Annotated in this window: 1 pseudogene; it reads right to left on the reverse strand. The window is 61.3% G+C overall.

What is annotated here, in order from left to right:
- Positions 1-651 (reverse strand): annotated as a pseudogene (locus J5224_RS33430) (ATP-dependent dsDNA exonuclease); the annotation flags it as partial.

Raw genomic sequence — 651 nt, forward strand, 5'->3', positions numbered from 1 at the left:
AGATGGGCGGTGCTGTTCGTGGAATGCTGCACGCCACGCGCCGAGCTGTCCGCTCCAGTGACGGTGATGGGGATGCTGCTGCTGGTAGTGGAGTCGGGTTTCACGCTGGGTTTGCAAGGTATCGCGCTGGCGAAGCAGCTCGGCCAGTTGCTGCTGCTCGTTCTCGCGCTGCGTTTGCGTTTGGGTCAACGCCGAGAGATGCTGGGCGCAGCGCTCCCCTTGACGGGCGATGTGCTGATCGAGCGGTATGACGTGTTGCTCGATCAGCGTTTCTTCCTGCTGGCGCGCGGCACTGTGTTGCTGCTGTGCCTGTTGCGCTTGCAGGAACAACTGCTGTTGCTGCTGATGTGCGGTCTGGCTGGCGGTGTGCTGCTGGGCTAACTCGGTTTCCCGCGTTTGTGCAGCAACCCGTGCCAATTGAGTACGCTCGCACTCGCGCAGCAAGGGACGCAATTTTTCGGCGGGCTCGTCACGTTCCAGACGTAATCGATCGGGCTCGGCGTCACGTTGCGCCTGCTCGGCCGCCTCGGCTTGCTGCTGCTTGTGGCGCAAGTCCTGTTGTAGATGCCGTTCTTGCGACAGCCATTGCTGGTGTGTCAGCGCTTGCTCACGTTTTTCCCGTAACCCTTGTTCTTCCTGCTGTTGCTGTGC

This window comes from Candidatus Symbiopectobacterium sp. NZEC135 (assembly GCF_025962695.1).